This window comes from Amycolatopsis kentuckyensis (genome assembly GCF_002155975.1).
Taxonomy (GTDB): domain Bacteria; phylum Actinomycetota; class Actinomycetes; order Mycobacteriales; family Pseudonocardiaceae; genus Amycolatopsis; species Amycolatopsis kentuckyensis.
In genome coordinates this window covers 1-5,248 of record NZ_MUMI01000386.1, presented here as the reverse complement: position 1 = coordinate 5,248, position 5,248 = coordinate 1, and the positions used below count along the sequence as shown (strand labels likewise).

Annotated in this window: 6 protein-coding genes and 2 pseudogenes; 4 read left to right on the top strand and 4 right to left on the bottom strand. The window is 74.3% G+C overall.

Translation table 11 applies throughout. The features are described 5' to 3' along the window. The 3 genes and pseudogenes from CCN39_RS52005 to CCN39_RS32565 form a co-directional block, all read right to left on the bottom strand. A pseudogene (locus tag CCN39_RS52005) lies at positions 1 to 162 on the bottom strand (DNA alkylation repair protein); the annotation flags it as partial. Beyond that, positions 159 to 809: a response regulator gene (locus tag CCN39_RS32570; protein ID WP_086848541.1), complete on the bottom strand. Its 651-nt coding sequence runs from the start codon at positions 807 to 809 to the stop codon at positions 159 to 161. The gene CCN39_RS32570 and the pseudogene CCN39_RS52005, both read right to left, overlap by 4 nt. Continuing rightward, positions 806 to 1,862 (bottom strand): annotated as a pseudogene (locus tag CCN39_RS32565) (sensor histidine kinase). Before CCN39_RS32565 ends, CCN39_RS32570 begins: the two are co-directional and overlap by 4 nt. A 190-nt stretch (positions 1,863 to 2,052) precedes the next feature. On the opposite strand from CCN39_RS32565, the gene CCN39_RS32560 reads away from it, so the two are divergent. Genes CCN39_RS32560 through CCN39_RS32550 form a run of 3 tightly spaced genes read left to right on the top strand, consistent with a single transcriptional unit; the run spans position 2,053 to position 3,176 of the window. Beyond that, entirely contained in the window at positions 2,053 to 2,373 is a 321-nt protein-coding gene (locus tag CCN39_RS32560) for a DUF6223 family protein (protein ID WP_086848539.1), read from the top strand. A gap of 10 nt (positions 2,374 to 2,383) precedes the next feature. Continuing rightward, entirely contained in the window at positions 2,384 to 2,722 is a 339-nt protein-coding gene (locus tag CCN39_RS32555) for a VOC family protein (protein ID WP_086848537.1), read from the top strand. 55 nt (positions 2,723 to 2,777) lie between these two features. Further along, positions 2,778 to 3,176, top strand: a complete 399-nt coding sequence (locus CCN39_RS32550) for a nuclear transport factor 2 family protein (RefSeq protein WP_244211099.1) — start codon at positions 2,778 to 2,780, stop codon at positions 3,174 to 3,176. Here CCN39_RS32550 and CCN39_RS32545 read toward each other — a convergent pair. Further along, on the bottom strand, positions 3,134 to 4,183 hold the full coding sequence (locus tag CCN39_RS32545; protein WP_086848536.1) for an alkene reductase: 1,050 nt from the start codon (positions 4,181 to 4,183) through the stop codon (positions 3,134 to 3,136). The genes CCN39_RS32550 and CCN39_RS32545 overlap by 43 nt on opposite strands. A 65-nt stretch (positions 4,184 to 4,248) precedes the next feature. Between CCN39_RS32545 and CCN39_RS32540 the strand changes: the two genes are divergently transcribed. Then, positions 4,249 to 5,103, top strand: coding sequence for a sigma-70 family RNA polymerase sigma factor (locus CCN39_RS32540; protein ID WP_086848534.1), 855 nt, complete (start codon positions 4,249 to 4,251; stop codon positions 5,101 to 5,103). The last annotated feature ends 145 nt before the right edge of the window (positions 5,104 to 5,248 follow it).

Genomic DNA, 5,248 nt, shown 5'->3' with positions numbered 1-5,248 from the left:
GAGCTCGCGCGCGAGCTCCTGCTGCGTTTTGAGCCGCTTCGCCAGCGCGCGCAGCTTGCCGAGGTTGACCCCGTGGTCGTCGCCGTGGTTCTCGTTCACCGCGCGGATCCTCGGGTCCTCGAGTTCGGCCAGCTCGGCCAGGACTTCCGGCACGTCACTCACTGCGGCACCACCAGCCCCGATTCGTAGGCGAACACCACCAGCTGCGCCCGATCCCGGGCCCGCAGCTTCATCATGGCCCGGTTGACGTGCGTCTTCGCGGTGAGCGGGCTGATCACCATCCGTTCGGCGATCTCCTCGTTCGCCAGCCCCCGCGCCACGAGCGTGACGGCTTCCCGCTCCCGGTTCGTCAGCTCCGCCAGCCCCGCCCCGGGGACGAGCGGCTGGGTCACGTACCGGTCGATCAGCTTGCGGGTGATCGACGGCGCCAGCAAGGCGTCCCCGCGCGCCGCGACGCGCACCGCGTGCAGGAAGTCCTCCGGCTGGATGTCCTTGACGAGGAACCCGGCCGCGCCCGCGCGCAGCGCCTCGAAGACGTACTCGTCCAGGCCGTAGTTGGTCAGGATGACGACGTGCACCCCGGCCAGCGCCGGGTCCGCGGCGATGCGCCGGGTCGCCTCGATGCCGTCGACGCCGGGCATCTGGACGTCGACGAGCGCGATGTCCGGCAGGTGCTCCAGCGCGAGCCGCACCGCCTCGCCGCCGTCGCCGGCTTCGGCGACGACCTCGATGTCGTCTTCGACGTCGAGGAGCGCGCGGAACCCGCTGCGGATGAGCGGCTGGTCGTCGGCCAGCAGGACGCGGATCACGCCGGGTCCACCGGGAGTTCGGCCCGGACGCTGAACCCGCCTTCGCGGCGAGGCCCGGCTTCGAGCCGGCCGCCCAAAGCCGTGACGCGCTCGCGCATCCCGGTCAGGCCGACGCCCGGCGCNNGCGCCGGGCCGGTGGTCGATCCGGACCGACGCGGTGGCCGCGGCGGCGTGCCGGGCGACGTTGGTCAGCGACTCCTGGACGATCCGGTAGGCGGTCCGGCCGACCGCAACCGGCACGGCGTCGCGCGGGCCCTCGACGGTCAGCTCCGCGTCGAGGCCGGTGGTCCGGGCCTGGCGCACGAGGTCGGGGACGTCGTCGAGCCCGCGCGGCGGGTCCTTGTCGTCGTCGCGCAACGCCTCCAGCGTCGCGCGCAGTTCCCGGGTCGCCTCGCGGCCGGCGTCGCGGATGGCCAGCAGCGCGTCGGGCACGTCTTCGCCGCGCTTGCGGGCCAGGTGGACGGCGACTTCGGCCTGCACCTTGATGACGGAGATCTGGTGGGTGAGCGAATCGTGCAGCTCCCGCGCGATGTGCAGCCGTTCCTCGTCCGCGCGCCGCCGCGCGGTTTCCTCGCGGGTGCGTTCGGCTTCGTCGGCCCGGCGCTCGGCTTGGCGCAAGGCCTCCCCCGCCGCCCCGGCCGCGATCAGCCACGCCAGCTGCAGGACGTCCCGCGACTGCGTGAACGCCGCGCCGGTGTCGTGCACCCCCGAAACCAGGAGCGCCAGCGGAACCGCGACCAGCATGAGCACCGACGCCACGACGGCGGCGATCCGGTGTCCCGCCCGGACGGCCGCGTACACGGCGAAGAGGTAGGCGACGACGGGTACTTCGAACCCGGCGACCTGGTAGCCGAGCGCGCAGATCGCGGTCGCGGCCAGCACGGCGACCGGGGCCCGGCGGCGCACGGCCAGCGCCAGCCCGCCGGCCGCCAGCGCCGCGTACCCCAGGACGTCGAGGCCTGCGGGCGCGTGCGTCGCGGACAGCCCGGCGGCCACCAAAGCCGCCGCCACACCGACGGCGACCGCTCCGTCCACGAGGTGCGCACGCTTCACCCCTGAACCCTAACCGGGTTCCCGCCCGGCGAAGTCCCGCGTGGAGCGCATTTCCGGACTACTGCGCCCGCGGTAGTCCCCCCGTTCCTGCGACGGCCGCGGCAGCGCGAAGTGCCTGCCCGCGCACGACGACGGACGCGGGGTCCGGCGGACATGCTTCCGGCGTCCGATCCGGAAGAAGGAGCACCTCATGAACGTCCTCGCCGCGGCCAGTTCCTACGACCTCACCCCGGGACGGCTCTGGTCCTTGATCGCCGTCGTGTTCGGCGTGGCGGGGGTGATCGCGGGCGTGCTGGCCCTGCGCCGCGGCCGGGGAGCCGTCGTGGCGCTGGCCGGCGGCCTGGCTTGCGTCGTGATCGGCGGGTGGGTCGTGGGGGCCGCGAAGGGCGGGCCCGGCACCGGCTACGGGATCGTCGGTGGCTACGTGGACCTGGTGATCGGCGCGGTCGCCCTCGTCCTCGGCGGGCTGTCGATGGCGCGCTCGCGCGGTTTTGTCGGTGGTCGCCGCTAGCGTCGGAGGCATGTTCGAAATCGACTTCGCCGAGTTCCCGTCCACGTCCGCCGAGGCGTCCGGGCGGTTCTTCGAGCGCGCCTTCGGCTGGGCGCCGACACCGTACGGCCCGGACTACACCGACGTCCGGGCCGACGGCCTCACGCTCGGCTTCCAGGCGGACCCGGCCGAACAGCCCCGCGCGCCCCTGCTCACCATCCGCACCGACGACCTGGCGGCGGCCCGGAAAGCGGTGGAAGCCGCGGGCGGGGAGGTGACGAGGGAACCGTTCGCCTTCCCGGGCGGCCGCCGGTTCCACTTCCGCGAGCCCGGCGGGAGCGAGCTGGCGGTGTGGACCCCGGCGAACTAGCGCGACGTCCGGTTCCCGCCGGTGTCGGCACCGCCGGAGCGCCATGGTGATCATCATGAGCGTCTCCGTTCTCGAAGGCATGTACGCCGCCGAAGCCGAGTACTTCGCCACCGGCGACTTCGCGCCGCTGCGGCCGTTCTTCGCCCCGGACTTCGTGCTGCACCAGGCCGAGGGCCTGCCGTACGGCGGGGTCTGGCGCGGCCACGACGGCCTGCGGCGGTTCTTCGCGGCGATGAGCCGCACGTGGGCCGCCTTCGACTTCGTGGACCAGGCGTTCCTCAGCACGACGTCCCCGCTCGTCGTGCTGACGAACGTGCGCGCCCGCGCCCGCGCCACCGGGCGCGAGCTGGAGTTCCCGATCCTCCAGACGATCACCGTGGCCGGCGGGCGCATCACCGAGGTCCGCCCGTTCTACTGGGACAGCGCCGCCATCGCGGCCGCCTGCTCCAGGTAACCGGCGGCCCCGCCGCCGTAGTACGTCGCGGGGTCGGCCGGCACGGTCGGGAGGCCGAGCGCGAACCGCGTCACCAGGTCCGGATTGGCGACGAAGTGCCGGGCGTACGACACCGCATCGGCGATGCCGGCCTCGATCACCGCGTCGCCCGTCTCGCGGTCGAAGCCGTTGTTGACGATCAGGAGGCCGTCGAACAGTTCCCGGTACCGAGCGAAAGCGGCGAAGTCCGGACCGGCGTCGGGTCCCCGGAGGTGCAGGTAGTCCACGGCGAGCCCGGCGACCAGTTCGTCGTACTCGGCTCGCAGCGCATCGTCCACGGTGAACAGTCCGCCGGTCCACCACGGCGAAAGCCGGACGCCGACCCGGCCGTGCGCGGCGGCCGCGTCGACGACCTCGGCGAGCAACCGGCGTCGGGCGGCAGGAGAGCCGCCGTAGTCATCGGTGCGGTGGTTGAGCCGCGGGTGCAGGAACTGCGCCAGGAGGTACACGCCGTTGGCCGCGATCTCGACACCGTCGAACCCGGCGCGGCGGGCGTTCGCCGCCGCCGTGCCGTAATCCGCGACCGTCGCGCGGATCTCGGCCACGCTCAGCTCGCGCGGCGTGCCCGTGCGGCACCGCCCGGACGGCGGGTACACCGGCTCGTCCGGGTTCACCGCCGACGGCCCGGCCGGCCGCTCGCCGAGGAACTCCGGGTGCGAAACCGCCCCGGTGTGCCACAGCTGCAGCACGATCCGGCCGCCGAGCGCGTGCACGACGTCCGTGACCCGCCGCCACCCGTCGGCCTGCGCTTCGGTGTATATCCCGGGAACGTTCGCGAAGCCGGCCGCCCGTTCGCTCACCCAAGTGCCCTCGGCCACGATCAGCCCGGCCCCGGCGCGCTGCGCGTAGTGGGCGGCCTGGAGGTCGCCGGGCACCCCGCCGGGGACGCGCGCCCGGGTCGTCGGCGCCACGACGACCCGGTTCGGCAGGCGCCATCCGTCCAGGTGGGCAGGGGTCAGCAAGGTCATCCGGTCACCTCCGGTCGCGGGGACACGTCGAGGAGGCGACGGTGGACGCGAGCGAAAGGTGACCGATGGACGACCTGGCGGCGGGATTCGAGGCCGAACGCGGCCGGTTGCGCGGACTCGCCTACCGGATGCTCGGCTCGGCGGCCGAGGCGGACGACGCCGTGCAGGAAGCGTGGTTGCGGCTGAACCGGGTGGACTCGGTGGACAACCTGGCGGCCTGGCTGACCACGGTCGTCTCCCGCGTCTGCCTCGACGTCCTGCGTTCGCGGAAAGCCCGCCGCGAAGAGCCGTTCGAGGTGTTCCCCGAGCCGGTGGCCGACGCCGATCCGGCGGGCGAAGCCGCGCTCGCCGACTCGGTGGGCCGCGCGCTGCTCGTCGTGCTGGACGCGCTCGGGCCGGCCGAGCGGATCGCCTTCGTGCTGCACGACCTGTTCGCGGTGCCGTTCGACCGGATCGCCCCGGTGCTGGACCGCACGCCGGTGGCGGCGAAGAAGCTGGCGAGCCGGGCGCGGCAGCGGGTCCGGGGCACCTCCCCGCTGCCGCCGGCCGACCTGGCCCGGCACCGCCGGGTGGTCGACGCGTTCCTGGCCGCGGCCCGCGGCGGCGACCTCGCCGCGCTGCTCGACGTGCTGGCCCCGGACGTCGTCCGCCGCGCCGACGCCGCCGCCCTGCCGGTGGGCGCCCCGCTCGAGGCGCGCGGGGCCCGCGCGGTCGCCGAGGAGACCCAGGTGTTCGGGAAGCGGGCCCGGTTCGCCGAAGCGGCCCTGGTCGACGGCGCGGTCGGTGTCGTCGTCGCGCCGCACGGACGGCTGATGCTCGCGCTGGCCGTGACCGTCGAAGGCGAGCGGGTGGCGGCGTACGAGGTGATCGCCGACCCCGCCCGCCTCGCCGCGCTGCACGTCACGCTCCTCAGCGCTTGATCCGGTAGGACAGGTGCGTCACGCCGGTGCCCTCGGTGACCTCGGGGTCGGTCAGCTTCGTGGTGGCGTCGAGGTTGTCGAAGAAGCGGACGCCGGAGCCGAGCAGCACCGGGACGAGGTCGACCTGGACGCCGTCGAGCAGGCC

What these genes read in the sequence shown, in the direction of transcription:
- CCN39_RS32550 (WP_244211099.1), top strand. Translation starts at nt 2,778, where the DNA reads ATGAGCGTCTCCGTTCTCGAAGGCATGTACGCCGCCGAAGCCGAGTAC.
- CCN39_RS32555 (WP_086848537.1), top strand. Translation starts at nt 2,384, where the DNA reads ATGTTCGAAATCGACTTCGCCGAGTTCCCGTCCACGTCCGCCGAGGCG.
- CCN39_RS32540 (WP_086848534.1), top strand. Translation starts at nt 4,249, where the DNA reads ATGGACGACCTGGCGGCGGGATTCGAGGCCGAACGCGGCCGGTTGCGC.
- CCN39_RS32545 (WP_086848536.1), bottom strand. Translation starts at nt 4,183, where the DNA reads ATGACCTTGCTGACCCCTGCCCACCTGGACGGATGGCGCCTGCCGAAC.
- CCN39_RS32560 (WP_086848539.1), top strand. Translation starts at nt 2,053, where the DNA reads ATGAACGTCCTCGCCGCGGCCAGTTCCTACGACCTCACCCCGGGACGG.